The sequence below is a fragment of the Acinetobacter sp. WCHA29 genome (genome assembly GCF_002165335.1).
GTDB lineage: Bacteria > Pseudomonadota > Gammaproteobacteria > Pseudomonadales > Moraxellaceae > Acinetobacter.
Window position 1 is genome coordinate 1,175 of the sequence record NZ_NHRQ01000021.1, and the last position, 22,766, is coordinate 23,940.

23 protein-coding genes and 1 pseudogene are annotated in these 22,766 nt (G+C 45.9%); 10 read left to right on the plus strand and 14 right to left on the minus strand.

Features of this window, described 5'->3' with window-relative positions; translation table 11 throughout:
* Positions 1-112: 112 nt before the first annotated feature.
* The 4 genes from CDG59_RS12080 (at position 113) to CDG59_RS12095 (ending at position 3,006) form a co-directional block, all read left to right on the plus strand.
* Positions 113-1,081, plus strand: coding sequence for an IS30 family transposase (locus CDG59_RS12080; RefSeq protein ID WP_005804963.1), 969 nt, complete (start codon positions 113-115; stop codon positions 1,079-1,081).
* A gap of 100 nt (positions 1,082-1,181) precedes the next feature.
* A complete protein-coding gene (locus CDG59_RS12085; protein WP_004201164.1) occupies positions 1,182-1,994 on the plus strand; it encodes a subclass B1 metallo-beta-lactamase NDM-1 in 813 nt (270 codons plus the stop codon).
* A gap of 3 nt (positions 1,995-1,997) precedes the next feature.
* Complete coding sequence (ble, locus tag CDG59_RS12090) at positions 1,998-2,363, plus strand: bleomycin binding protein Ble-MBL (RefSeq protein ID WP_004201167.1); 366 nt, start codon at positions 1,998-2,000, stop codon at positions 2,361-2,363.
* 4 nt (positions 2,364-2,367) lie between these two features.
* A complete protein-coding gene (locus tag CDG59_RS12095) occupies positions 2,368-3,006 on the plus strand; it encodes a phosphoribosylanthranilate isomerase (RefSeq protein WP_004201168.1) in 639 nt (212 codons plus the stop codon).
* 10 nt (positions 3,007-3,016) lie between these two features.
* Here the strand turns inward: CDG59_RS12095 and CDG59_RS15670 are convergent, their stop codons facing one another.
* Positions 3,017-4,048 carry a protein-disulfide reductase DsbD domain-containing protein gene (locus CDG59_RS15670; protein WP_004201169.1) on the minus strand — a complete coding sequence of 344 codons (1,032 nt, stop codon included), beginning with the start codon at positions 4,046-4,048 and terminating at the stop codon, positions 3,017-3,019.
* Positions 4,049-4,052: 4 nt separating this feature from the next.
* Complete coding sequence (gene cutA / locus CDG59_RS12105) at positions 4,053-4,382, minus strand: divalent-cation tolerance protein CutA (protein ID WP_004201171.1); 330 nt, start codon at positions 4,380-4,382, stop codon at positions 4,053-4,055.
* 193 nt (positions 4,383-4,575) lie between these two features.
* Between cutA and groES the strand changes: the two genes are divergently transcribed.
* The 3 genes from groES to CDG59_RS12120 all read left to right on the plus strand — a co-directional run bounded on the left by groES (position 4,576) and on the right by CDG59_RS12120 (position 8,280).
* Positions 4,576-4,866 (plus strand): co-chaperone GroES, encoded by a 291-nt coding sequence (gene groES / locus CDG59_RS12110; RefSeq protein ID WP_004201172.1) that lies wholly within the window; start codon positions 4,576-4,578, stop codon positions 4,864-4,866.
* Positions 4,867-4,921: 55 nt separating this feature from the next.
* The gene (gene groL, locus CDG59_RS12115; RefSeq protein ID WP_004201176.1) at positions 4,922-6,562 is read left to right on the plus strand and encodes a chaperonin GroEL; all 1,641 of its coding nucleotides are present in this window, start codon (positions 4,922-4,924) and stop codon (positions 6,560-6,562) included.
* A 224-nt stretch (positions 6,563-6,786) separates the two neighbouring features.
* Positions 6,787-8,280, plus strand: a complete 1,494-nt coding sequence (locus tag CDG59_RS12120) for an IS91 family transposase (RefSeq protein ID WP_043907034.1) — start codon at positions 6,787-6,789, stop codon at positions 8,278-8,280.
* A 249-nt stretch (positions 8,281-8,529) separates the two neighbouring features.
* Here CDG59_RS12120 and CDG59_RS12130 read toward each other — a convergent pair.
* Positions 8,530-8,775 (minus strand): annotated as a pseudogene (locus CDG59_RS12130) (hypothetical protein); the annotation flags it as partial.
* Positions 8,776-9,124: 349 nt separating this feature from the next.
* Between CDG59_RS12130 and CDG59_RS12135 the strand changes: the two are divergent.
* Entirely contained in the window at positions 9,125-10,093 is a 969-nt protein-coding gene (locus CDG59_RS12135) for an IS30 family transposase (RefSeq protein ID WP_012308653.1), read from the plus strand.
* 614 nt (positions 10,094-10,707) lie between these two features.
* Here CDG59_RS12135 and CDG59_RS12140 read toward each other — a convergent pair.
* On the minus strand, positions 10,708-11,355 hold the full coding sequence (locus CDG59_RS12140; protein WP_004993315.1) for a recombinase family protein: 648 nt from the start codon (positions 11,353-11,355) through the stop codon (positions 10,708-10,710).
* Positions 11,356-11,506: 151 nt separating this feature from the next.
* Between CDG59_RS12140 and CDG59_RS12145 the strand changes: the two genes are divergently transcribed.
* Positions 11,507-11,731 carry a hypothetical protein gene (locus CDG59_RS12145; protein WP_015056389.1) on the plus strand — a complete coding sequence of 75 codons (225 nt, stop codon included), beginning with the start codon at positions 11,507-11,509 and terminating at the stop codon, positions 11,729-11,731.
* Positions 11,732-11,914: 183 nt separating this feature from the next.
* Positions 11,915-13,627, plus strand: a complete 1,713-nt coding sequence (locus CDG59_RS12150; protein WP_015060705.1) for a zeta toxin family protein — start codon at positions 11,915-11,917, stop codon at positions 13,625-13,627.
* On the opposite strand, the gene CDG59_RS12155 is transcribed toward CDG59_RS12150, so the two are convergent.
* The 10 genes from CDG59_RS12155 to CDG59_RS12200 form a co-directional block, all read right to left on the minus strand.
* A complete protein-coding gene (locus tag CDG59_RS12155) occupies positions 13,624-14,106 on the minus strand; it encodes a thermonuclease family protein (protein WP_015060706.1) in 483 nt (160 codons plus the stop codon). The two genes, CDG59_RS12150 and CDG59_RS12155, sit on opposite strands and share 4 nt — an antisense overlap.
* Before the next feature lie 199 nt (positions 14,107-14,305).
* On the minus strand, positions 14,306-14,767 hold the full coding sequence (locus tag CDG59_RS12160) for a hypothetical protein (RefSeq protein WP_015060707.1): 462 nt from the start codon (positions 14,765-14,767) through the stop codon (positions 14,306-14,308).
* Between the two features lie 62 nt (positions 14,768-14,829).
* Positions 14,830-15,471, minus strand: a complete 642-nt coding sequence (locus tag CDG59_RS12165) for a type IV secretion system protein (RefSeq protein WP_004999358.1) — start codon at positions 15,469-15,471, stop codon at positions 14,830-14,832.
* Positions 15,468-18,179, minus strand: coding sequence for a VirB4 (locus tag CDG59_RS12170; RefSeq protein WP_015060708.1), 2,712 nt, complete (start codon positions 18,177-18,179; stop codon positions 15,468-15,470). Before CDG59_RS12170 ends, CDG59_RS12165 begins: the two co-directional genes overlap by 4 nt.
* An 11-nt stretch (positions 18,180-18,190) precedes the next feature.
* Entirely contained in the window at positions 18,191-18,484 is a 294-nt protein-coding gene (locus CDG59_RS12175) for a TrbC/VirB2 family protein (RefSeq protein WP_017480461.1), read from the minus strand.
* Between the two features lie 10 nt (positions 18,485-18,494).
* Positions 18,495-19,205: a lytic transglycosylase domain-containing protein gene (locus tag CDG59_RS12180; RefSeq protein WP_017480462.1), complete on the minus strand. Its 711-nt coding sequence runs from the start codon at positions 19,203-19,205 to the stop codon at positions 18,495-18,497.
* A 44-nt stretch (positions 19,206-19,249) separates the two neighbouring features.
* Positions 19,250-19,450 (minus strand): hypothetical protein, encoded by a 201-nt coding sequence (locus CDG59_RS12185; RefSeq protein ID WP_004999346.1) that lies wholly within the window; start codon positions 19,448-19,450, stop codon positions 19,250-19,252.
* A gap of 18 nt (positions 19,451-19,468) precedes the next feature.
* Positions 19,469-20,986 (minus strand): type IV secretion system DNA-binding domain-containing protein, encoded by a 1,518-nt coding sequence (locus CDG59_RS12190; protein ID WP_015060710.1) that lies wholly within the window; start codon positions 20,984-20,986, stop codon positions 19,469-19,471.
* On the minus strand, positions 20,983-22,230 hold the full coding sequence (locus CDG59_RS12195; RefSeq protein WP_017480463.1) for a lytic transglycosylase domain-containing protein: 1,248 nt from the start codon (positions 22,228-22,230) through the stop codon (positions 20,983-20,985). The genes CDG59_RS12190 and CDG59_RS12195 overlap by 4 nt, the downstream gene beginning before the upstream one ends.
* 81 nt (positions 22,231-22,311) lie before the next feature.
* Complete coding sequence (locus CDG59_RS12200; protein WP_004999340.1) at positions 22,312-22,764, minus strand: hypothetical protein; 453 nt, start codon at positions 22,762-22,764, stop codon at positions 22,312-22,314.
* Between the last annotated feature and the right edge of the window lie 2 nt (positions 22,765-22,766).

Consider the following 22,766-nt stretch of genomic DNA (forward strand, 5'->3'; position numbering starts at 1 on the left):
TGGCAGAGTAAAACTTGAAGTGCGACATAAACCACCTAATTAATTTAAAGGGTTTATGGAGTATATAAAATTGTCATACCATCATCTTAACTTTGAAGATCGTACTGCATTAATGCTTGAGTCAAGAAAAGAAGGCTTTTCAGCCAGAAAATTTGCTGAACTCATTAAAAGACATCCTAGTACGATCTATCGTGAGCTTAAAAGAAATAGCATCAATGACGTTTATCAAGCTCGATATGCTTCTGATAACACCTTCGCTAGACGTAGACGTGGTCACAGAAAACTCAAAATCGATTCAATCCTCTGGAAATTTATTGTTGAAGCGATCCGTTGTTTATGGTCTCCTCAGCAAATAGCAAAGCGTTTAAAGACATTTCCTGATTTGGATCAAACAATGAATGTAAGCCATACAACGATTTATTCAACGATACGAGCATTACCAAAGGGTGAGTTGAAAAAAGACTTATTATCCTGTCTACGTCATGAAAATAAAAAGCGAAAAGCTAACGGTGAACCTAAAAAAGATTCTATATTACAGGATATTAAAACTATTCATGAGCGCCCAGCCGAAGTTCAAGAAAGAAAAATACCGGGTCATTGGGAAGCTGATTTAATTAAAGGTAAAGACAATAAAAGTTCGATAGCAACACTTATTGAACGAAATACACGGCTCTGTATCTTGGCAACATTACCTGATGCAAAGGCAGAATCAGTGCGCAAGGCTTTAACTGAAGCTCTGAAATATTTACCTGCAGAACTGCGTAAAACGTTGACCTATGACCGTGGACGTGAGATGTCAGAACATAAAATACTCGAAGAAGATTTAGGCATAGATGTATATTTCTGTGACCCACATTCACCCTGGCAAAAAGGCACATGCGAAAATATGAATGGTTTAATTAGGCAATATTTACCTAAAGGGATTGATTTAAATCAGGCAGATCAGCATTATTTAAATCAAGTTGCCATGTCACTGAATACTCGTCCTAGAAAGGCGTTAGATTGGCTTACACCATTAGAGAAATTTGCTCAGCTTGTTGATTATCATATGGCTTTTGAAACTGTCGCACCTCATGTTTGAATTCGCCCCATATTTTTGCTACAGTGAACCAAATTAAGATCATCTATTTACTAGGCCTCGCATTTGCGGGGTTTTTAATGCTGAATAAAAGGAAAACTTGATGGAATTGCCCAATATTATGCACCCGGTCGCGAAGCTGAGCACCGCATTAGCCGCTGCATTGATGCTGAGCGGGTGCATGCCCGGTGAAATCCGCCCGACGATTGGCCAGCAAATGGAAACTGGCGACCAACGGTTTGGCGATCTGGTTTTCCGCCAGCTCGCACCGAATGTCTGGCAGCACACTTCCTATCTCGACATGCCGGGTTTCGGGGCAGTCGCTTCCAACGGTTTGATCGTCAGGGATGGCGGCCGCGTGCTGGTGGTCGATACCGCCTGGACCGATGACCAGACCGCCCAGATCCTCAACTGGATCAAGCAGGAGATCAACCTGCCGGTCGCGCTGGCGGTGGTGACTCACGCGCATCAGGACAAGATGGGCGGTATGGACGCGCTGCATGCGGCGGGGATTGCGACTTATGCCAATGCGTTGTCGAACCAGCTTGCCCCGCAAGAGGGGATGGTTGCGGCGCAACACAGCCTGACTTTCGCCGCCAATGGCTGGGTCGAACCAGCAACCGCGCCCAACTTTGGCCCGCTCAAGGTATTTTACCCCGGCCCCGGCCACACCAGTGACAATATCACCGTTGGGATCGACGGCACCGACATCGCTTTTGGTGGCTGCCTGATCAAGGACAGCAAGGCCAAGTCGCTCGGCAATCTCGGTGATGCCGACACTGAGCACTACGCCGCGTCAGCGCGCGCGTTTGGTGCGGCGTTCCCCAAGGCCAGCATGATCGTGATGAGCCATTCCGCCCCCGATAGCCGCGCCGCAATCACTCATACGGCCCGCATGGCCGACAAGCTGCGCTGAGCCATGGCTGACCACGTCACCCCCAATCTGCCATCGCGCGATTTCGATGTGACAGAGGCGTTTTATGCGAAGCTGGGCTTTGCGACGAGTTGGAAGGATCGCGGCTGGATGATCCTGCAGCGCGGCGGTTTGCAGCTCGAATTCTTCCCCTATCCTGACCTCGACCCAGCTACGAGCTCGTTCGGCTGTTGCCTGCGGTTGGATGATCTCGATGCCATGGTGGCATTGGTGAACGCGGCGGGAGCCGAGGAAAAAAGCACCGGCTGGCCGCGCTTCAAAGCTCCGCAACTGGAGGCGAGCGGCCTGAGGATCGGCTACCTGATCGATCCCGACTGCACGCTGGTGCGGCTGATCCAGAACCCCGACTGACCGCATGCCCGCGAAAATCAAGATTTGCGGGATCAGCACACCCGAGGCGCTCGATGCGACCATCGCGGCGCGGGCGGACTATGCCGGGTTGGTGTTCTATCCAGCGTCGCCCCGTGCGGTTACGTCGAATGTCGCGGGCGCTTTGACATCGCGCGCAGCTGGCCAGATCGCCATGGTCGGTTTGTTCGTCGATGCGGATGATGCTGTCATCGCCGACGCACTGGTGGCAGCCAAGCTGAACGCGCTGCAGCTGCACGGTTCGGAATCGCCCGAACGCGTGGCCCAGTTGCGCGCGCGGTTTGGCAAGCCGGTGTGGAAGGCGCTGCCCGTCGCCAGCGCCAGCGATGTCGCACGCGCCGCAGCCTATGCCGGGGCGGCGGACTTGATCTTGTTCGACGCCAAGACCCCCAAAGGCGCGCTGCCCGGCGGCATGGGGTTGGCGTTCGACTGGTCGCTGCTGGCCGGATATCGCGGTGCCTTGCCGTGGGGGCTGGCAGGCGGGCTAAATCCGACGAATGTTGCCGAGGCGATTGCGCGCACCGGAGCGCCGCTGGTCGATACCTCCAGCGGCGTCGAAAGCGCGCCGGGCGTCAAGGATACCGACAAGATTACCAATTTCGCCTTTGCGGTGCGCTTGGCCTAAATCGCGTCGATCAATAGGCGTCGTTCAGCGCAAAGATCGGCTTGCGGGTGCGCCACTGCCCTCGGGTGAAGTCGGGAAAATCTAACGTGCGATTGCCCTCAGCAATCGATTGTTCCGACAGAGGCGTGATCGCGCTCCAGGCCAGCGCGTCGTAAATGTCGATTGGCATCGGGGCCTTGGCCTTCAGCGCCTCGACAAAAGCGTGGATCACGAACCAGTCCATCCCGCCATGCCCGGCCCCTGCCGCCAGATCGGCGTAGCGTTTCCATAGCGGGTGATCGTATTTCGCAAACCAGCCCTCGGCAGGCTCCCAGCGGTGCGGCTGTGGGCTCTTGCCCTCCAGATAGATCGACTTGTTGACGTCCATCCACAGCCCCTCGGTGCCTTGCACCCGAAAGCCGAGAGAATAGGGGCGCGGCAGCGAGGTGTCGTGGCACAGCATGATCGTTTCACCATTAGTGCAGCCGATCATGGTGTTGACCACATCACCCAGTGCGAATTTCACCTCGGCGTTGGGATGATCGGCAGAGCCGTTCTTGACGACATAATCATGCAGCCCGCGCGCCTTACAGCCGAAGCCGCCAGCGCCCGCTTCGCCCGGCAACGCGACCTTCAGGGTGCGGGTCTGCGGCGGGTAGCACACGCCGGCATCGGCGCAGCCCTGGTACTTCACGGTCAGGGTGGTCGCGCTCGCGCCGGCCGCGGGCGTGCCGGTGAGGGTGCCGAGCAATTCCTTGCGGTAGGTTTCGACGTCGCCGAAGAATTCGTCGCGGTAGGCCTTGCCCTTCGGCAGCGCCATGGTCGCGCCGGTGAAGGCGGCATCGGCCTTGACCGAGGTGCGGTGCCGGTACAGGTAATAGCCGTCGGCGATCCGCCAGCGCACCTCGATGCGGTCCGGCGCGGTGGCCTGCGCGGACAGGACGAAGACCTCGTCGACCGGCGGCAGTTCGAAGTCCTGGGCGACGGCCGAGGTCGCGGGCAGCGCAAGCAGCAGGGCGAGCCCGGCCAGCCAGCGGCGCAGGCGGATCGTGGATGCGGTCATTGGCTCAGTTTACCGGTCGGCTCTCGGCGGCCAGCCATTGCAGGTATTCGGGCAGGCCGGACGCGGCTTCGACCGCGAGCAGCTCCGGGAGTTCGTAGGGATGCAGTTGGCGCAGGCGTTCCTGCAGGGCGGGGTAGGCCTCGGCACTGGTCTTGACCAGCAGCAGGACCTCGGCCGCGGCCTCGACCTTGCGTTGCCAGCGATAGACCGAACGCAGGCCGGGCAGGAGGTTGACGCAGGCGGCCAGGCGCTCGGCCACCAGCGCGGTGGCGATGCGCTCGGCGCTGTCGGCGTCGGGACAGGTGCAGAAGCAGATCAGGGCGCTCACCGGCATAGGGTAGCGGCTGCCCCGATCCGGCGGGCCTGGCGGACATCCGCGTGCGGCCCTTGAAAGTCGGCGGGCCCGCCCCATCTCGGTGGCATGCCGGGTTCGCCCGGTTCTGTTGTCCGCGGTTTGGCACTCGCTTCGCGCGACTGCTAAAATCGCCGGGTTTTTCCACGTCAATCAACCATTTACCGAGGTTGCCATGTCCAATATCAAGCCGCTGCACGACCGCGTGGTCATCAAGCGCATGGAAGAAGAGAAGCTGTCCGCCGGCGGGATCGTGATCCCGGATTCGGCCACCGAGAAGCCGATCAAGGGCGAAGTCGTCGCCGTCGGCACCGGCAAGGTGCTGGACAACGGCCAGGTCCGCGCGCCGCAGGTCAAGGTCGGCGACAAGGTGCTGTTCGGCAAGTACAGCGGCACCGAAGTGAAGCTGGACGGCGTCGAGCTGCTGGTGGTGAAGGAAGACGACCTGTTCGCGATCCTCGGCTGATCGCGCGTCGCTCCCACACATTTCTCATCCGAATAATTTTTCGAGGTAATTCGCAATGGCTGCCAAGGACATTCGTTTCGGCGAAGACGCGCGCTCCAAGATGGTGCGCGGCGTCAACGTGCTCGCCAACGCCGTGAAGGCGACCCTCGGCCCGAAGGGCCGCAACGTCGTGCTGCAGAAGAGCTACGGCGCGCCGACCATCACCAAGGACGGCGTCTCCGTCGCCAAGGAAATCGAACTGGCTGACGCGTTCGAGAACATGGGCGCGCAGATGGTGAAGGAAGTCGCTTCCAAGACCTCCGACAACGCCGGCGACGGCACCACCACCGCCACCGTGCTGGCGCAGGCGTTCATCCGCGAGGGCATGAAGGCGGTCGCCGCCGGCATGAACCCGATGGACCTGAAGCGCGGCATCGACCAGGCGGTGAAGGCCGCGGTCGGCGAACTGAAGTCGCTGTCCAAGCCGTCGTCGACCAGCAAGGAAATCGCCCAGGTCGGCGCGATCTCCGCGAACTCGGATGCCAACATCGGCGACCTGATCGCGCAGGCGATGGACAAGGTCGGCAAGGAAGGCGTGATCACGGTCGAGGAAGGCAGCGGCCTGGACAACGAACTCGACGTGGTCGAGGGCATGCAGTTCGACCGCGGCTACCTGAGCCCGTACTTCGTCAACAACCAGCAGTCGATGTCGGCCGACCTGGATGATCCCTTCATCCTGCTGTACGACAAGAAGATCTCCAACGTGCGCGACCTGCTGCCCGTCCTCGAGGGCGTGGCCAAGGCCGGCAAGCCGCTGCTGATCGTGGCGGAGGAAGTCGAAGGCGAAGCGCTGGCGACCCTGGTGGTCAACACCATCCGCGGCATCGTCAAGGTCTGCGCGGTGAAGGCCCCGGGCTTCGGCGACCGTCGCAAGGCGATGCTGGAAGACATGGCGATCCTGACCGGCGGCGTGGTGATTTCCGAGGAAGTCGGCCTGTCGCTGGAGAAGGCCACCATCAAGGACCTCGGCCGCGCCAAGAAGATCCAGGTGTCGAAGGAAAACACCACCATCATCGATGGCGCCGGCGAAGGCGCGGGCATCGAGGCGCGCATCAAGCAGATCAAGGCGCAGATCGAGGAGACCTCCTCCGACTACGACCGCGAGAAGCTGCAGGAGCGCGTGGCCAAGCTGGCCGGCGGCGTTGCGGTGATCAAGGTCGGTGCCGCCACCGAAGTCGAGATGAAGGAAAAGAAGGCGCGCGTCGAAGACGCCCTGCACGCGACCCGTGCGGCCGTCGAGGAAGGCATCGTCCCGGGCGGCGGCGTCGCCCTGATCCGTGCCAAGGCGGCGATCGCCGGCATCAAGGGCGTGAACGAAGACCAGAACCACGGCATCCAGATCGCCCTGCGCGCGATGGAAGCCCCGCTGCGCGAGATCGTGACCAATGCCGGCGATGAGCCGTCGGTCATCCTCAACCGCGTGGTCGAAGGTTCGGGTGCGTTCGGCTACAACGCCGCCAACGGCGAGTTCGGCGACATGATCGAGTTCGGCATCCTGGACCCGACCAAGGTCACCCGCACCGCGCTGCAGAACGCCGCGTCGATCGCGGGCCTGATGATCACCACCGAAGCGATGGTGGCCGAGGCCCCGAAGAAGGACGAGCCGGCGATGCCGGCCGGCGGCGGCATGGGCGGCATGGGCGGCATGGATTTCTAAGCCCCGCGATCCATCAAGCAAGACCACAAAGCCCGGCCTCGTGCCGGGCTTTGTGCGTTCTGGCGTCCGAGGCGGGAGACTTCCTACCCGCCCCGCGGCAATGTCTGACGCGAAGATCAGAAAACGCCGATATGAACGCGTGCTCGCGGGCGCAACCCTGAGCAGCCGTCCCTGCAACGGAGCGCTGCGTGCCGCGCCTGACCGCACCCCGGCGGCAGGCCGAGGTGTGCGCGCCACTGCCGGCCGCCCACGCCGCTGCGCGTTACGCGCGCCACCTGCCCGAGCGCACGCTGCTGTACGCGCTAGTGCAGGCGCACTACCCGGACTTCATCGCGCGTCTTGAGGCCGAAGACCGCCCGCTGCCCGAGTATGTGCGCGAGGAGTTCGAGACCTACCTGCGCTGCGGCGTGCTCGAGCACGGCTTCCTGCGCGTGGTCTGCGAGCACTGTCGTGCCGAGAGGCTGGTGGCGTATTCCTGCAAGAAGCGCGGGCTGTGCCCGAGCTGCGGCGCACGGCGCATGGCCGAGTCGGCGCGGCATCTGGTGGACGAGGTGTTCGGCCCGCGGCCGGTGCGGCAATGGGTGCTGAGTTTCCCGTACCCGTTGCGCTTCCTGTTCGCCAGCAAGCCTGAGGCGATCGGCCCGGTGCTGGGCATCGTGCATCGTGTGATCGCCGGTTGGCTTGCCGATCAGGCCGGCGTGCCGCGGGATACGGCGCAATGCGGCGTGGTGACCCTGATCCAGCGCTTCGGCAGCGCGCTGAATCTCAACATCCACTTCCACATGCTGTGGCTCGACGGCGTGTACGAGGACACCACCGAGCGTCCGCAGCGCAAGCCGCGCCTGCACCGCACCCGTGCGCCCACATCGGCGCAACTGACGGAACTGGCCAACACCATCGCGCATCGCGTGTGCCGGCACCTGTCGCGCCGCGGCTGGCTCGAAGGCGAAGACGAATCCGTGTTCCTGTCCGACAGCGCGGGTAGCGACGACGGCATGGATGGGCTGCGGATGAGTTCGATGACCTACCGCATCGCCACCGGTCGCGACGCTGGCCGCAAGGTCGTCACGCTGCAAACGCTGCCTGGCGACGCCGGTCCGCTGGAGGGCGACGCCGGCAAGGTCGGCGGCTTCTCGCTGCATGCCGGCGTGGCCGCGGAAGCACACGAAAGCCACAAGCTCGAAAAGCTGTGCCGCTACATCACGCGCCCGGCGATCAGCGAGCAGCGGCTATCGATCTCGCCACAGGGCAGGGTGCGTTACCAGCTCAAGACGCCGTGGCGCAATGGCACCACGCATGTCGAATGGGATGCGGTGGACTTCATCGCCAAGCTGGCGGCACTGGTCCCGCCGCCACGCGCGCATCTCACCCGCTTCCACGGCGTATTCGCCCCGAATGCAAACCTGCGCGCGCAGCTGACGCCCTCGGGGCGCGGCAGGCGGCCTGCGGGCGATGCGGCGCCAGTGGACGTCAGCGCCCACGACGAGCCGCGCAGCCCCGAGCAGAAGCGCCGTGCGATGAGCTGGGCGCAACGGCTCAAGCGGGTCTTTTCCATCGACATCACCACCTGCGCCCACTGCGGCGGCGCGGTGCGGATCGTCGCCAGCATCGAAGACCCCAAGGCCATTCGCGCCATCCTCGCCCACTTCGAGAAACACGGCGCGCTGGAGCAAGCGCACTACCGGCCCGCAGCGCGCGCCCCGCCGCCCGCCGCGTGATGAGGCGCCGGCCACACAGCCGGCAGCCAAGCCAGAGTCCGATCCGATGCGGCCACGACCCCGCAGGGCTGCGCTCGGCCCTGTGCCGGGATTCGGTGAGAAATGGCTACGCACTGAGCCGCTGCGTGGCCCCGCGATGTCGAAAACCCACGCATGAACCCCCGATCTGTGCCCGATCTGTGCCCAAAGCGGCGCTTGCGCGGCCGCTTCCTACCCGCCAGACTCGCCAAAAAGGGCGGTTGAACTTCCTATACCCATATCCCACTTTAGGTTTGGCAGCACCTTTTCAATCAGGTGGTTGTTTACACCAATCCAGCTATTGGCCAATTGAATATTGGTTTCGTCTACTTTTTTTGATTTTTTAAACAGCTTGGTAAAACCGAGTGCCAAAACAGGGGGACCATGTAAAAACGTGCTTCCTGTAATGACTGAACCAACTGTGAGTCCTTTACTGACTTTTTGCAATAAGGATGCTTTTTTATGAGCAGTAGACATAAATCTAACCTTGAGTGTAGAGATTTAAAAAAATGTTCCAACTATAAACAACGGAAATTGAAATACAATTGTATATTTGAAGATGTTGACATTTTTTATGGATTTACCCATTTTCTGCAATTTTAATCCACTTTATCATAAGTGAAGCATTGGTATTTGGTGTATAAAGTTCTTAAAAACTTTTATTGAAACATATATCTCATGTTTTTAGAAATCCGATAAATTGAAAACAATGGAGGGCAGAGTAAAACTTGAAGTGCGACATAAACCACCTAATTAATTTAAAGGGTTTATGGAGTATATAAAATTGTCATACCATCATCTTAACTTTGAAGATCGTACTGCATTAATGCTTGAGTCAAGAAAAGAAGGCTTTTCAGCCAGAAAATTTGCTGAACTCATTAAAAGACATCCTAGTACGATCTATCGTGAGCTTAAAAGAAATAGCATCAATGACGTTTATCAAGCTCAATATGCTTCTGATAACACTTTTGCTAGACGTAGACGTGGTCACAGAAAACTCAAAATCGATTCAATCCTCTGGAAATTTATTGTTGAAGCGATCCGTTGTTTATGGTCTCCTCAGCAAATAGCAAAGCGTTTAAAGACATTTCCTGATTTGGATCAAACAATGAATGTAAGCCATACAACGATTTATTCAACGATACGAGCATTACCCAAGGGTGAGTTGAAAAAAGACTTATTATCCTGTCTACGTCATGAAAATAAAAAGCGAAAAGCTAACGGTGAACCTAAAAAAGATTCTATATTACAGGATATTAAAACTATTCATGAGCGCCCAGCCGAAGTTCAAGAAAGAAAAATACCGGGTCATTGGGAAGCTGATTTAATTAAAGGTAAAGACAATAAAAGTTCGATAGCAACACTTATTGAACGAAATACACGGCTCTGTATCTTGGCAACATTACCTGATGCAAAGGCAGAATCAGTGCGCAAGGCTTTAACTGAAGCTCTGAAATATTTACCTGCAGAACTGCGTAAAACGTTGACCTATGACCGTGGACGTGAGATGTCAGAACATAAAATACTCGAAGAAGATTTAGGCATAGATGTATATTTCTGTGACCCACATTCACCCTGGCAAAAAGGCACATGCGAAAATATGAATGGTTTAATTAGGCAATATTTACCTAAAGGGATTGATTTAAATCAGGCAGATCAGCATTATTTAAATCAAGTTGCCATGTCACTGAATACTCGTCCTAGAAAGGCGTTAGATTGGCTTACACCATTAGAGAAATTTGCTCAGCTTGTTGATTATCATATGGCTTTTGAAACTGTCGCACCTCATGTTTGAATTCGCCGTTTTATATCACCAATAAATCTAAATTTTGGTTTTTAAAATGAACTTATTTAAAATATCTAAAACTGTTTATTAGCTTAACTTGTGATTTAAGTTTTTATGAATATAAAATTGTTAATTTATTAGCTTTACAAGTTTATTTAAATTTCATCGTGCAACATTTTTAACCGATTTTATTATCGATGGTATTTTTTTGTCTGCTTTTCTTTTCCTAGTCTTTTATCTATCTGTCAGCCATATAGTATTTTATTAAATTCTTATGGGAAATGACGAATGTTAAATTATCTTAAGAGCTTTAATAATATCAATACTTATTTGATTTTATCGATAATTCTGCTGTTAATCATAATATCTCTAGATTATTTCTAAACTGAATGAATGTTTATAATGAGTGATTCATATTGCTATTGAAATCGCCTTCTCACTTTGAAAGAAGGCGAGGATGAGGGACTTTTATGTTGAATTATCATTTTAAAAATGCCTTATAAAAGAAGCTTAATGTGTTTTCTTATATAGGTTTAAACATAATTGTTGTATATCTTAAATCCAATTGATCTTAAAATTTTCCTTTATTTTTTGTTATGAGTGCGAGAAAATTGTCAAAAAGGTCAATCAGACTGGGCGTTAATTTGTTTTGCATACTTTTTCCTATATCGAATTAAAGTCATATAACTAACACCATAATCTTTAGCTATTTGAGTGAAAGGGTATGAATCGTCCTTATTTTTAAGGGTATGAATTAACTCTTTTAGTTTTTCTTCTGTAATCGCAGGCGATCTTCCCTTGTATTTACCTTTCTTTTTTTTAGCTAATTTAATTCCCTCTGCTTGATTCTCACTAATAATACCCCTTTCAAGTTCAGCTACAGCGCCTAATACATGGAGTTGAAACTTATCGAACTTGTCATCTGAATTGGGGGTAAAGTTCAGGTTATTTTTGACAATATGAACAGACACTCCTTTTTTATTTAGCTTTTGAACAATGGTTACAAGGTCAATCAAGCTACGTGCCAATCTAAAAACATCATGAGCGTACACAATGTCCCCACTACGGACATAATCGAACATTTCCTGAAGTGCAGGGCGTTTGGCAGTCTTTCCGCTAAAATGATCAATAAAAGTTTTATCTAGCTCAAAGGGTAGATCATGGAGCTGTCTTTCAGGGTTTTGGTCTTTAGTGGATACACGGATATACCCCACTCTTTGAAAGGGTGTGTTTTTAATTTGATCTTCAATATCTAAATTTTCTTTTTCCATAACCAGTATAACAAAATTAGATAACCTCAATGTTATATCACATTAGATTAACAAAACAACCCTATTGTTATAGGGTTTTTAGGGTGTATTATTATATAACAATAGGGTATACCCTATTGTTATATATCTTCAGGTATAAGGAAAAATAACGATGATTAATTTTAATGATCTAAGCGAATCTGAATTATTAAGGATTGCACAGACTGGCATATCAAACCGTATAGGATTGCGTACTTCAGGACATTTGCCTGAAGATGATAGACAGGCTCTTTCAATGGAGCTTCAGGGCTTGTACGAGCAAGATAGAGAACAGTTGATACAATCAATCAAGAAACATAGTGAAGCCTATAAAAGCGAGCAGAGTAATCAGGAATGAAAATTTTTTGCTGAAGCTAATTATAAGTCTAGTCGTGATTTATGGTTGCTTGGGCGTAGTGTTTGTTTCAGAGAACTTATCAGATAACACTGTAGGCATTATTGGATTTTGTGGACTGATATTACTACCTACAGTTTATAAGTTTGTTGGAACATTCTTTAAGGCACAATGAAAGGGTGATCAATGGACAACCAATACAAACTAAGTGACGAAGAACATAGCCTTGTATTTGAGAAAATTAAAGCTGATTTTCTGAATAACTCACTGTCTATAGTCAGCCCTAAAGTCGTCATTACTGGCGGTCAGCCTGCATCGGGTAAAGGCAAGTTGGCAAGAGATTCTATAGATCAGTTCAAAGATAAAGGCGGGAGTGTAATTATTGACCCCGATCAATTAAGAGCCTATCACCCCAAGTATAATGAACTGCAAAAATTGGATGATAAAACATCTTCAGGATTCACCCACCATGATGCTAAAAAGTGGAGTTTAGAATTAATTGAAGAAGCTATAAGCCATAAGAAAAATATTGTTCTTGACCAAACAAGTGCAGATTTTCAAACCTTAAAAAATACAGTTCAAAATTTCAGAGATAAAGGCTACAAAGACGTTGAATTAAAAATAATGGCTGTGCCTGAAATTACATCACGACAAGGTATATACCATCGTTATGAAATGGAAAAGGCGCTGTATGAAACTGGGCGTTTCGTCAATATTGATATTCATAGTGAAATTTATCACAAGCTAGAAAACACAATAGAACAGTTAAAAGATGAACCCATAGTAGACAAGCTAACCGTTTATGACCGTCACTATAACGCTATTGAACAAAAGGACTTTAAAGCTGAAAGGGAAAGACCATTTTCAGATCAGGAGCGCCAACAGCATGAATATAAATGGTTCAAAGTAATAGAAGCAATGCAAACACGCTTTGCCCCATATACAGAGGTTGAGATTGTAAAGGGGCTTCAGGAAAGTGACAGACTTAAATTGAATAATCAAAAACTGGTTAGTGAAGTGACCCAAGTTGATGAAAGTACAGGTGAGAAAATGGACGTAAAAATAGTCAGTAACTTAACTAGCAACTTACTTGTTGCCAAAGATGATTTTGAAAAACAAGATGGTTATTTATCTAAAAATATCAAAGTTGATGGCGAGGACAATTTAGTTATGTTCCGTCAAAATCGAGATCATCTTGAGTTAATCAATGTTACTAAAAATGAAATGATGCTCGATAAGCCGATCGGTAATCATGATTCAAAACAACCTGAATCTACGGCATTACAGGTTTATATGGAGGTTAAAGAAAAGTTAAATAACCTTGAAAATAAAATTTTAATGAAAGTAGATGAACAGCTATCAAATAAACCTAAAGCGCCTGAAGTGAAAGGAGATAGTAAGGCTGAAGTATCTCAATTTCAAAGCAAAGCCCCAGAGCTAGATAAACACCAAATCATTAAAGAAGTCCGAATACAGCTAAAGCAAGAGGGGAAATTGGGTGCTGATTTTGCTAAGTCAGCTAATGGGCTATCCGTTGCTCATGGTGACTATATCAAGCTCAATGAAGCATACAGTCAAAAAGATGGTTTATTTAAAACCACTAATTTACCTAAAGACGCTGAAATTAAAATCACAGGTCACACAACTAAAAAAGGTGAAACCTATGCAACAGGCGTTCATAACAATTCAAATGTAGAGTTAAAAATCAGAAGTGTTGAAGCCCGCTATGGTGATCAATATGTGAAACGCTATGAAACCAATCCTGAAGTAAAACAGGCTGTAGATCAGAGAGTGATAGCACAGCAAACAACATTTAAATCTTTATCTGCTTCAAGGGTACAGGAGTTAAGCCAGTCAAGCCCAAAGCAGGATAAGCCCACTTCAGGCATGAAATTTTAATATTTCTTTCGCCAGTCATAGGGGTTAATCGGGTTAGGACTTTTCCATAACCCGATTTTTTTTGATCGAGCATTATTCTCTAAATCTATGTATGTTCTATCAGGAAGATTGTAGCGATAAGCCCAAGCGTAGCCACTGGCGACCATTGCTTTATTCACATTTAATTTATTCAAGTACAGCTCACCAAGAAACCTACCATTGTTATCAGTTCCATGCTCTTTAACGAGTACCGTTTTGTTTAAGACCATAGACATTAAATATTGTTTCGATTGTTGACCATAAGGCTGTGTAGGCGAATTTTTAGCATTATTGGCAACTTCAGGGGCATCTATGAATGACAGTCTAACCCGCCATTTAGTGTTGTTTGGTTTTGTGATACTCACAGTATCACCGTCTAAAACGTAAGTGACTTTGCCGTAATAATCAGCGTGACAGTATGCTGAAAACAAAAAAAGGGTAATACAAAAAAGCTTATTCATTTTGGTTCACCATAAAACCGTTTTAGCACGTATGGACTTGCAACTTCATTGCTTGGTCCATACGTGCTAAAACTCTTACTGTGAAAAATCATATCCCGATGCTTGGTCAAAACTGCAAGTATGCAGTCTTAACCAGGCATCTACTTTATTGAATGATTTAAGTGGGTTATGAGTGCGAGGAAATTGTCAAAAAGGTCAATCAGTAGTTTGGATTCTTTTGGCGTAAAATCTTCAATTCTTCTTTGCTAATCGCTTCGTTATTAACGATCTTGCTTTCAATTGAGTTGATTTTATCGTTTGAATTTACAGCCTTGATATAGTCAAGATCGGCTTGACTAAGCTCAGGCATAATTTCACTGGCTTGATAAATCACTACAGGTTCTTTGACTGATTCAGATTGGATCTCTTTTACTACTTTTTTAGCTTCAGGCGCTTTTGAAGTTGTTTGTGTAGTTGTGACTGTATTAATTAAAGGGCTTTCAGGTACTTTAGAAACAGATACAGTTTTTCCGTCTTTTTTAACCTCTATTTCGCCTTTTTTAGTGGTCAGTGATGTATGACTAGCCTCTATAGCAACTGGCGTTTCTGTGCCATTCTGTGCTGTTTCAGCGTATGTATTGAAAGCGATTAAGGCTAATACAGGGATTATGATTTTTTTCATAGATAATCCTAAAATTTAGACAAAAAAAAGCTAACAACCTGAATTGTTAGCTTGTGATGAAATTAGTTACCAAACCACGATTTAAAGCTTTGCGTACTGGTCACACCGCTTGAAGCATTGTTAGATGCAAGGTTAGTTTGAACAGCCGACAATTTAGCACCAATCGAGTTGATATAACCTTGTTCAATAGCAATGGCATTTGCTAAGTCTTGGGCTTCTTTAATATTGCGGGTCGAGTTAATTTTGTTCTTCAGTGTGGTTAAGTTTGCTACATGCTCATTTAAAGCATTATAGGAAGCATCACTGAAAGCAAAGCCAGTCTTAACCGTGTTGTAATTTCGCTTGTATTGATCATTGCCTAGCAATTGATTCATACCATCTGAACCAATGGTAGTAAGCACTTTGTCATAAGCCTTTTGAGCATTACCAAATGAGCCAGTCTTTTGATTGGCTACTACGTCTTGCCAAGAGCCTGAAACAACGTCTTGCACATTCTTAACGCCTGAAGTTCCGATACCAGTATTACCAGTCGTACTTTCATATTGTTTCTTCATGATCTCGTATTGCTGTTGCATTTGAACCAATTGCTTGACCATATTTGCAACGGCTGTCGGGTCGAATACAACGTCCCAAGCGTTTGCTGTGTTGGCAGTAAAGGCTAAAGCAAAAGCTACAGCCGACATTTTTATTTTATTCATTTTCATGATTTCACCCTTTCGTTAAATTCGTGTACCCACTGGGAGTAGGTCAAGTTTTCATCTTTACTCAATATTTCCTCAAGAATATTGTGTCTTAACTCATTGCCTGAAAGTATTGGGATAATTTCAGACATATTGCTTAAATCTAATTTGCTAATAACTGAATCATGCGAGTTTTTAATCATAAATTGGCGTAAATAAGGCGGTGTATTCACAACCCAATCAAATTCTGCTTGAGTACAGCCTAAGCCATTATTTTTCTCATTACCCATATATGTAGCGACATTCGCTTTATCATTCGGCAATAGAATTGATGTTTTAAACTGCCCGATCAGATCGTCATCTCTTGTAATGACTTCAGGCGTTGGCGTAACAAAGATCATCATACCGTTACGTCTACGGTACGTGGTTAGCATGATTTTAAGCCATGCTAAGTTAATCGGATTGCTGATATATCTTTGACCTTCTTCGACAACAACAATAAAGGGCTTGCCCTCAGACATGGATATATCAATTTGATGGAAGATATACATAGACATAGCGCCTAACACCACATCATTATCAATGACATTTTTCATTTCATAGCCGAAAATTCGAGCGCCATCAATTGAGAAATTGTCACTTTCATTGTCAAAAATATTGGCATAAACCCCATCATTAACCCATTTTGACATGCGTTCAGCCATGTTGTTATCTTCAGCCATACCAAACAAGCCAATAAAGTTTCTAAGCCGTCTAAGGTGCTTTTCATAGCTATAAACAGCATCTACAACGTCTTTGATCTTGTTTTCTTCAGCAGTGCTTAAAGGCTTTGGATTACCATTATCGTTGTAGTCTTGAGCCATAAAAGAAAATAGATTTCTTAGAAACAAACGGTTTTGTTCCGTGTCATCTAACTGCAATGGATTCCAACCAGTTTTAACCATTTCACTTAAAACAGTATGTCGCCCGCCCATGCTTTTAATCCAAACTGAAGCTGAATATTCAAAATCAAAATGAAAAATATAAGGCTTAAACTTATCTGAAGCAGTCAAAAGCGTATTAATTACAGTAGTCTTACCGCCACCAGTACCAGTCGTGATACGAGTATGACCTACATCATGTTCATGGAAATTGAAGTAGTAAGGCGTATTACTTGTCGTTTTAAGCTGAATGACATTCTCACCCCAATGGTTGCCATCTTTTTTGCCAGTAGAACTATTGTGCATACTGGCAAAGCCCGCAAAGTTAGTCGTGTTAATAGTTGCGGGTCTTTGGAGTAAGTGATAGTTGCCAATCAACATAGAGTAAAAAGTAGGTTCAGAAATTAAATCTTCTTTTTTAGGTATCATGTGATTGCGCTGAAATGCCCCGCTAGTTTTCTGCATTGCTTCTTTAAATTCAGATGGGGTCTTAGAGGTAACTAAAACATTTAATGAATAAATGCCGTTTAAGATACGCCCTGAAGCTAAGTCATCAATGGCAACATTAATCGCTTCAATTTGAGATTCTGACTTGTCTTGAGCATTTTTTAATTGGTTCTGACGAGTTGTACTCATGCTGATAGATTTACGTCTGTCCATCATCATGAAAGTTTGAGAAATAATTAAAGGATGATCAACTTTTAGAAATTCATCTAACATGGTGTGATCGCTACCCTCTGGATAGCTAGGAGTAGGCAAACTATAGATTGCCCCTGCCGTTAATTCACCGCTTGGGTGATAGAATTTAATAGTTCCATCAGGCGCAAAAACTCTACGTGTATAGCCTAAGTAGTTTCTGATTTCAGTTGGATGAAGTGGAATTTCTGCTTTTTCTAAGTTTAATAAATAACCGAGAAAATTCACTGTTTCAGAATACAAAACGCTATCTTTTGAATAAGTGCCTAGCTGTCTTGGGTTCGCATCTTGCAGATACTCTTTAAACATACTTACTGCATTATTTAATTCGGCAATCATTTGTTCTTCATTATCACTTCTGAAAAACAGATTTTTAAGACGAGTTAAAGGCGGGTCACTTGGGTTAGATTTTCGGACAAGCAACGACACATAAATATCATTTTGAAACATGCGTTCATTAGATAGTTTTTCATAATATTTTTGGTTAAAACTATCTGAAAATTCATTGCCATTTGCAGGCGGTATTTCGGTTTTAACTTCGTGACGATCATAATAAACGCTAACAACAAAACGAGAGCCAAGTTGTTTAAACATATCTGCACGATATTTTTTTAAAGTCTTTAATTGAGCATAGCTTTTAGTTTCATACGGAAAGCCAGTAATTTTTAAAACCGTAAAAATATCACCATTAACTAGCTTAATATCATGTTCATTGATTGGGCTTAGATAAGGTAAATTATTGATTTCCATTTGTTCAGCACCCGCTAATTTCTTTTGACTATATTCAATATTTTTATCGTCAGCTTTTGCGTGAGAATCAAAACTATAGCCACCAAAAACTTTAGTTCGCTGAAGTCTACGTTTGATCGAAAACCATAAATATTGAATCCCTCTATCTTCTTGGTAGGTCACTACAACCAACAATAAATAGATTATTCCCGATATTATTAATCCTAATTTTAGGTTGCCAATTAGTGCTAAAAAGCACGTAGCAAAACCACAAATTAGGAAAAAGTAAGTGAAAATATCTACAGGTATATTTGCCACCCTTGCAGTTCGGGCAAGACCCGCAAACAGCAAGTCTTTTTCTTCGTTTTTTTCAGTGGTTTTGCTCATGGCTCACCTATTTAGTTAAAGAAGAAATTACCAAGATCAGGGGCAACGAAAACAAGGATACCTGCAACGATTAAGCCGATACCCCAACGCTTAACTTTCTCACTACCACCGCCAAGCATTGTGATTGCCAAACAAATAACACCAGTCACGAAAGCGACTGCTGCGATAATGACTAATTCATCATTAAATTGGTTAAGCTTTTGAGCAAATTTTTGACCAAACGCAGCATTTGCCAATTGAGCATAAAAAACAGCAAATAAGACAATTGCGTATTGCTTAGGATTGAGTTTATTTAAAAGATTCATGATCTATTCCTTAAAATACTTGGACGTATTGCCCTTTGTTAAGAGTTTGAACAAACGATGCTTGTTGCACGTTTGGTTGATTGCTTGGTTGATTATTTACACGCAGGCGCACAGGTTCAGATTGTGCTGAATAGCTATTGTTTTCTGTACTTTGATTTTGACTTGCGGAGTATTGCGGGTACTGATTTTGTTGCCATGAAGCGAGAACTAGAATGTCACTTTTTCGACTGGCTTCAGTAGGGTTATTATTTGCAGTGTAAGTTTTAAATGAACCACCCCCATTTAGTGTTTGGTATTTACTGGATACAAGGCGTACATAGTTTTGTGTTTCACGGTAAGGGGGAATACCTCCAAACTTTTCAACTGCCCCATGCCCTGCATTGTATCCAGCAATCATTTTTGTAAGATCACCATTAAATCTTTTATTCAGGAAAGCGAGATAACGAGTACCCGCAATAATAGACTGTTCAGGTTCATATAATCGGCTAGGGTCTACACCCATTAAACGAGCTGTAGAGGGAATGACTTGCATCAAACCCCTAGCATCTTTATGTGATCGAGCATTTGGCTTAAAGGCGCTTTCTCTTGCCATAATTGCCGTTACTAAATTAGGGTCTAAACCATTGGCTACAGAATGTTTGTGAATAAGATCATCATAAGGTGACGCATATACAAACAGTGGCGTACTGCAAGCTAAACCGATTATAAGTTTTTTAAACATTGTCATTATTCCTTATAGAGTTATAACAGTATAACTCTACTAGCTTAATCAATAAATGGTCTATTTGAAAATTTATGTTTCTCTTTAAAGAACTGGTCTAAAGCGATAAGATAAATTAAGTTTTTGGTAAGTCTGCGGTTCTTAAATTCTTCAGGAACTTTTAATTCACCACGCTTATATCTCAAAAAGTGTTCGTCCATTTCTGCGAAAAATTCATCACTTACATAAAGTTGTTCACGTTTCATAACTTGTCCCTAAAATTTCTATACAGCCAAAAAAGAATCCGAAACTTTAGCATAGGTGCGGTATTTCATCGTTACTAAAGTTGGCGGGTAATGTCCTGAAAACTTCATATAAAAGTGCAGAGGTTTAAGACTGCTTATTTCTTCAGCTTTAACTACATTTTCTTTTTCTTTTACAAGTTCAGGTCTTGAATCTTTATTTGCAGATTTCATTTTCCTTAATACTTCAATTGCACCGAAAGCTTTTTCATATTCTTGGGGTGTATAAGTGTCTTGAGAGTTGACAGCACAGACACCAAAAGAAGAAAAACAACCACGTAGCGTAATAGAGAATTTTTCTCCATAGATCGTGATTAATTGAGCCAGACTTTGAATGCCTGCTAAAGCAATAAGTCTATGTTTACGTCCTTTAGTTAATACTGCTTCGAGATACGATAAACGGTTCAAAGAGCCGAGTTCATCTAGGCAGAATATAAAATCAGAATAGTTATCAAAGTCAGATAATAAAGAACTACAAATAACGTCAGTCGCACAGCTAACTAATGGTTGCAATGCAGTTAATTGATCTTCACGCCAAGTAATAAAAATATTGCCAGTACCATGCTTTAAATAATCCCTAAACGAAAAATCACCAATTTTAGAATGAGTGTGAGGGCTTAAATATGTAGTAACAATACTGCGTAAAGTACCGACTAATTCAGAGTTGCCAAGTAAGCTGTAAGCTTGAGTACCTACTAAAAACTCTTTGAGTTTATCGTCACTTGAAATTAATAAAATTTCTAAAAATTGTTGTGTCTGCTGTTCTCTAGTAAGTTCATCCATTTCTAAAACTTTGGTCATGGCAGACTTAACAATAGTACGAGCCATCGTATTAAAATTTTCGTGATTTGCGTCTGAAGATTTAGGAATGATTGTCATTGAATATGTTTCAATGTCATAAGAATTTTGTACTTCATTAATCACTGACCAATGGACTGATCGAGCATCGAAAGGGTTGAAAATAACATCACCTTTCTTAGCAAATAAACTTGCGTAAGTTCCGTTAGGGTCAACCACAATTAAGCGGGTTTTACTGCGAGAATCAGCAACACAAGAATCTAAAAAATCACTGATTGAAACTGACTTACCTTGACCAGTACCACCAGTTAAAAGGAAGTGTTTATATTTTAAATCTTTAGGAACAGGCATACCGCAAAAACGGATTTGGTAATCTTTTTCTTTGGTCATTCTTCTTAATTTGAATGGGCTTACTAATTGCAAGCCCCGAAGAACACGAACGTATCTTTCGCCCCCAAAAGGTGTTTTATTGTTTTGAAAATAAAACCAAGCCAAAGCACTACTAATAACCAAAGCCAACAGCAATATTAAAACGTATAAAGGCGTTTTAAACGTCAATGGAATTGCATAAAGAATAGCTTGGACTTTATGATCTTTTGGGATAATAAAAAACTTCGGTAAAAAAATAGCCCATGTTGTAATCACAGTGATTACAACAGCTAAAACAGCGTGACCGAAGATTTTTTGCGATTGATCATTCATTTTACTGTCCCCAAGAATTTTTGAACGGCTTGATGGGAAGCGACCTTATAAGAATCCATGCTTGACTGCATCATGAGCATGTTAGCTTTAAGCTTCGCTTGATTGGCTACCAACATACTGTTTTCAATAGCAAGGGCATTCGCCAAGTCTTTTGATTGCTTTAACGTATTGGTACTTACTTGAGCCAACGACTTTAGGTTTTGCATATTACAATTTACTTGTGTCCAAGCTACTTCAGCGTCTACATAAGCTGTGTTTACACGGCTTGCAGTTATGTTTTGAATCTGTGCCAATTCCTTGCTTGCATATACACCAGTATTGGTCGCAATTTGACGTTGCAATTCGTTGTAGGCGTTTTGCTCTTTAGGTGTATTGAAAATATTAGTCGGTTGAGCATCAAAGCCATTAGGCAATTCAAAGCCTGCAATTTGCATCACATTGGTAAGAAGTCCTAGCCCTGCAAGCCCTTTAGTCACACTGTCATATTGCCCTTTCAAGACTTGAATCTGCTTCATTAATTCTTGAACTTGTAGAACTGCATCGGCATTTTTTGTCGGGTCAAAAACTGTTTTACCTACGCCACCAGTTACAGGGGGAACAGGCGGTAGGTTGATAGGTGAATCAATATCAACTTGTTCTGCTTCAGGTAGCTTTACAGGCTTACATGCGCTTTGTGTTTCTAGCTTGGCTTGTATCTTCTTCTGATTACTGTTTTCTATGCCAGTCGTTGCAGGCTTGCCACCTGAAGTAGTCCCGCCTTTAATTACGTTGCCACCAAAATATGAACCAGTACCGCCATAATTTCTATAAAACTGGGCGATCTTAGGCACATAGTCTTGCGTTTCTTTAGGCATAACTTTTTTATTACCTTTCAGATACGAACGTAAATTACCCATACCCCAGTTATAGGCATAGAGTGCATGGGGCATGTTGCCGAATTGCTGATTTAATTGCTTCAGGTAACGAGTACCCGCATTAACATTTTGTGTGGGGTCATTGGGATTGGTAACGCCCAAAGAACGAGCCGTTGCGGGCATAAGTTGCATTAAACCTTGAGCGCCTACGCCTGACTTAGCAGTATTGTTATGCGAAGATTCTTTTTGAATTACTGCATGAATTAAAAGCGGGTCATATCCATATTTAGCTGAAGCTGAAGTCACAATATCGTTGTAAGGTAAATTTGAAGCAATAGTTGCCCCGCTTAAACCTACCAGTACCAGTAGCGATAGTTTTTTTAATTTCATTTTCATTATTCCTCTACCGCAACGAGGACAGTTTAACCAGGAACTACGTTACCTGTTTAAACTTGGCCCGTTGCTATTTCATCACTTAGCCACAGCCAAACGGTTAGCTAGATCAACTAAGGTTTTATAGTGTGAGCCTTGTTCACCCATTGATAACTCATAGCACCCGCCATTTGCTTGAACTCGCATGAAGTCGTGAGCTTGGCTTGTATTGTCAGAAATGGTCGGAGATACAAACAATGCTTTTGCGTTAGGGATGCTTACTGGCAATTCACCAAATAACCCCACTTCTTGCGGTACACAAGCAGGGTCAATGCTGTAATAAACTTTAAGATCGGCACATGCTTCGTTTTGGCAACTGGCATCACTTGAAAATTTATAAGTGACATAGTTCCCTTGATTGGGAGCTTCAGGCACATAAGTTAATTTATTGCTTTGAGCAAATGACTGAAGAACTTGGGTAAATGTCTGCGGTAACTGTGCTTCAGCAGACAAACTAATTAAGGCGCAAAGAGCAATAGTTGTTTTTTTCATGG

Coding starts and splice junctions, on each gene's coding strand:
- CDG59_RS12080 (WP_005804963.1), top strand. CDS start 113: ATGCTTGAGTCAAGAAAAGAAGGCTTTTCAGCCAGAAAATTTGCTGAA.
- CDG59_RS12085 (WP_004201164.1), top strand. CDS start 1,182: ATGGAATTGCCCAATATTATGCACCCGGTCGCGAAGCTGAGCACCGCA.
- ble (WP_004201167.1), top strand. CDS start 1,998: ATGGCTGACCACGTCACCCCCAATCTGCCATCGCGCGATTTCGATGTG.
- CDG59_RS12095 (WP_004201168.1), top strand. CDS start 2,368: ATGCCCGCGAAAATCAAGATTTGCGGGATCAGCACACCCGAGGCGCTC.
- CDG59_RS15670 (WP_004201169.1), bottom strand. CDS start 4,048: ATGACCGCATCCACGATCCGCCTGCGCCGCTGGCTGGCCGGGCTCGCC.
- cutA (WP_004201171.1), bottom strand. CDS start 4,382: ATGCCGGTGAGCGCCCTGATCTGCTTCTGCACCTGTCCCGACGCCGAC.
- groES (WP_004201172.1), top strand. CDS start 4,576: ATGTCCAATATCAAGCCGCTGCACGACCGCGTGGTCATCAAGCGCATG.
- groL (WP_004201176.1), top strand. CDS start 4,922: ATGGCTGCCAAGGACATTCGTTTCGGCGAAGACGCGCGCTCCAAGATG.
- CDG59_RS12135 (WP_012308653.1), top strand. CDS start 9,125: ATGCTTGAGTCAAGAAAAGAAGGCTTTTCAGCCAGAAAATTTGCTGAA.
- CDG59_RS12140 (WP_004993315.1), bottom strand. CDS start 11,355: ATGGAAAAAGAAAATTTAGATATTGAAGATCAAATTAAAAACACACCC.
- CDG59_RS12145 (WP_015056389.1), top strand. CDS start 11,507: ATGATTAATTTTAATGATCTAAGCGAATCTGAATTATTAAGGATTGCA.
- CDG59_RS12150 (WP_015060705.1), top strand. CDS start 11,915: ATGGACAACCAATACAAACTAAGTGACGAAGAACATAGCCTTGTATTT.
- CDG59_RS12155 (WP_015060706.1), bottom strand. CDS start 14,106: ATGAATAAGCTTTTTTGTATTACCCTTTTTTTGTTTTCAGCATACTGT.
- CDG59_RS12160 (WP_015060707.1), bottom strand. CDS start 14,767: ATGAAAAAAATCATAATCCCTGTATTAGCCTTAATCGCTTTCAATACA.
- CDG59_RS12165 (WP_004999358.1), bottom strand. CDS start 15,471: ATGAAAATGAATAAAATAAAAATGTCGGCTGTAGCTTTTGCTTTAGCC.
- CDG59_RS12170 (WP_015060708.1), bottom strand. CDS start 18,179: ATGAGCAAAACCACTGAAAAAAACGAAGAAAAAGACTTGCTGTTTGCG.
- CDG59_RS12175 (WP_017480461.1), bottom strand. CDS start 18,484: ATGAATCTTTTAAATAAACTCAATCCTAAGCAATACGCAATTGTCTTA.
- CDG59_RS12180 (WP_017480462.1), bottom strand. CDS start 19,205: ATGTTTAAAAAACTTATAATCGGTTTAGCTTGCAGTACGCCACTGTTT.
- CDG59_RS12185 (WP_004999346.1), bottom strand. CDS start 19,450: ATGAAACGTGAACAACTTTATGTAAGTGATGAATTTTTCGCAGAAATG.
- CDG59_RS12190 (WP_015060710.1), bottom strand. CDS start 20,986: ATGAATGATCAATCGCAAAAAATCTTCGGTCACGCTGTTTTAGCTGTT.
- CDG59_RS12195 (WP_017480463.1), bottom strand. CDS start 22,230: ATGAAATTAAAAAAACTATCGCTACTGGTACTGGTAGGTTTAAGCGGG.
- CDG59_RS12200 (WP_004999340.1), bottom strand. CDS start 22,764: ATGAAAAAAACAACTATTGCTCTTTGCGCCTTAATTAGTTTGTCTGCT.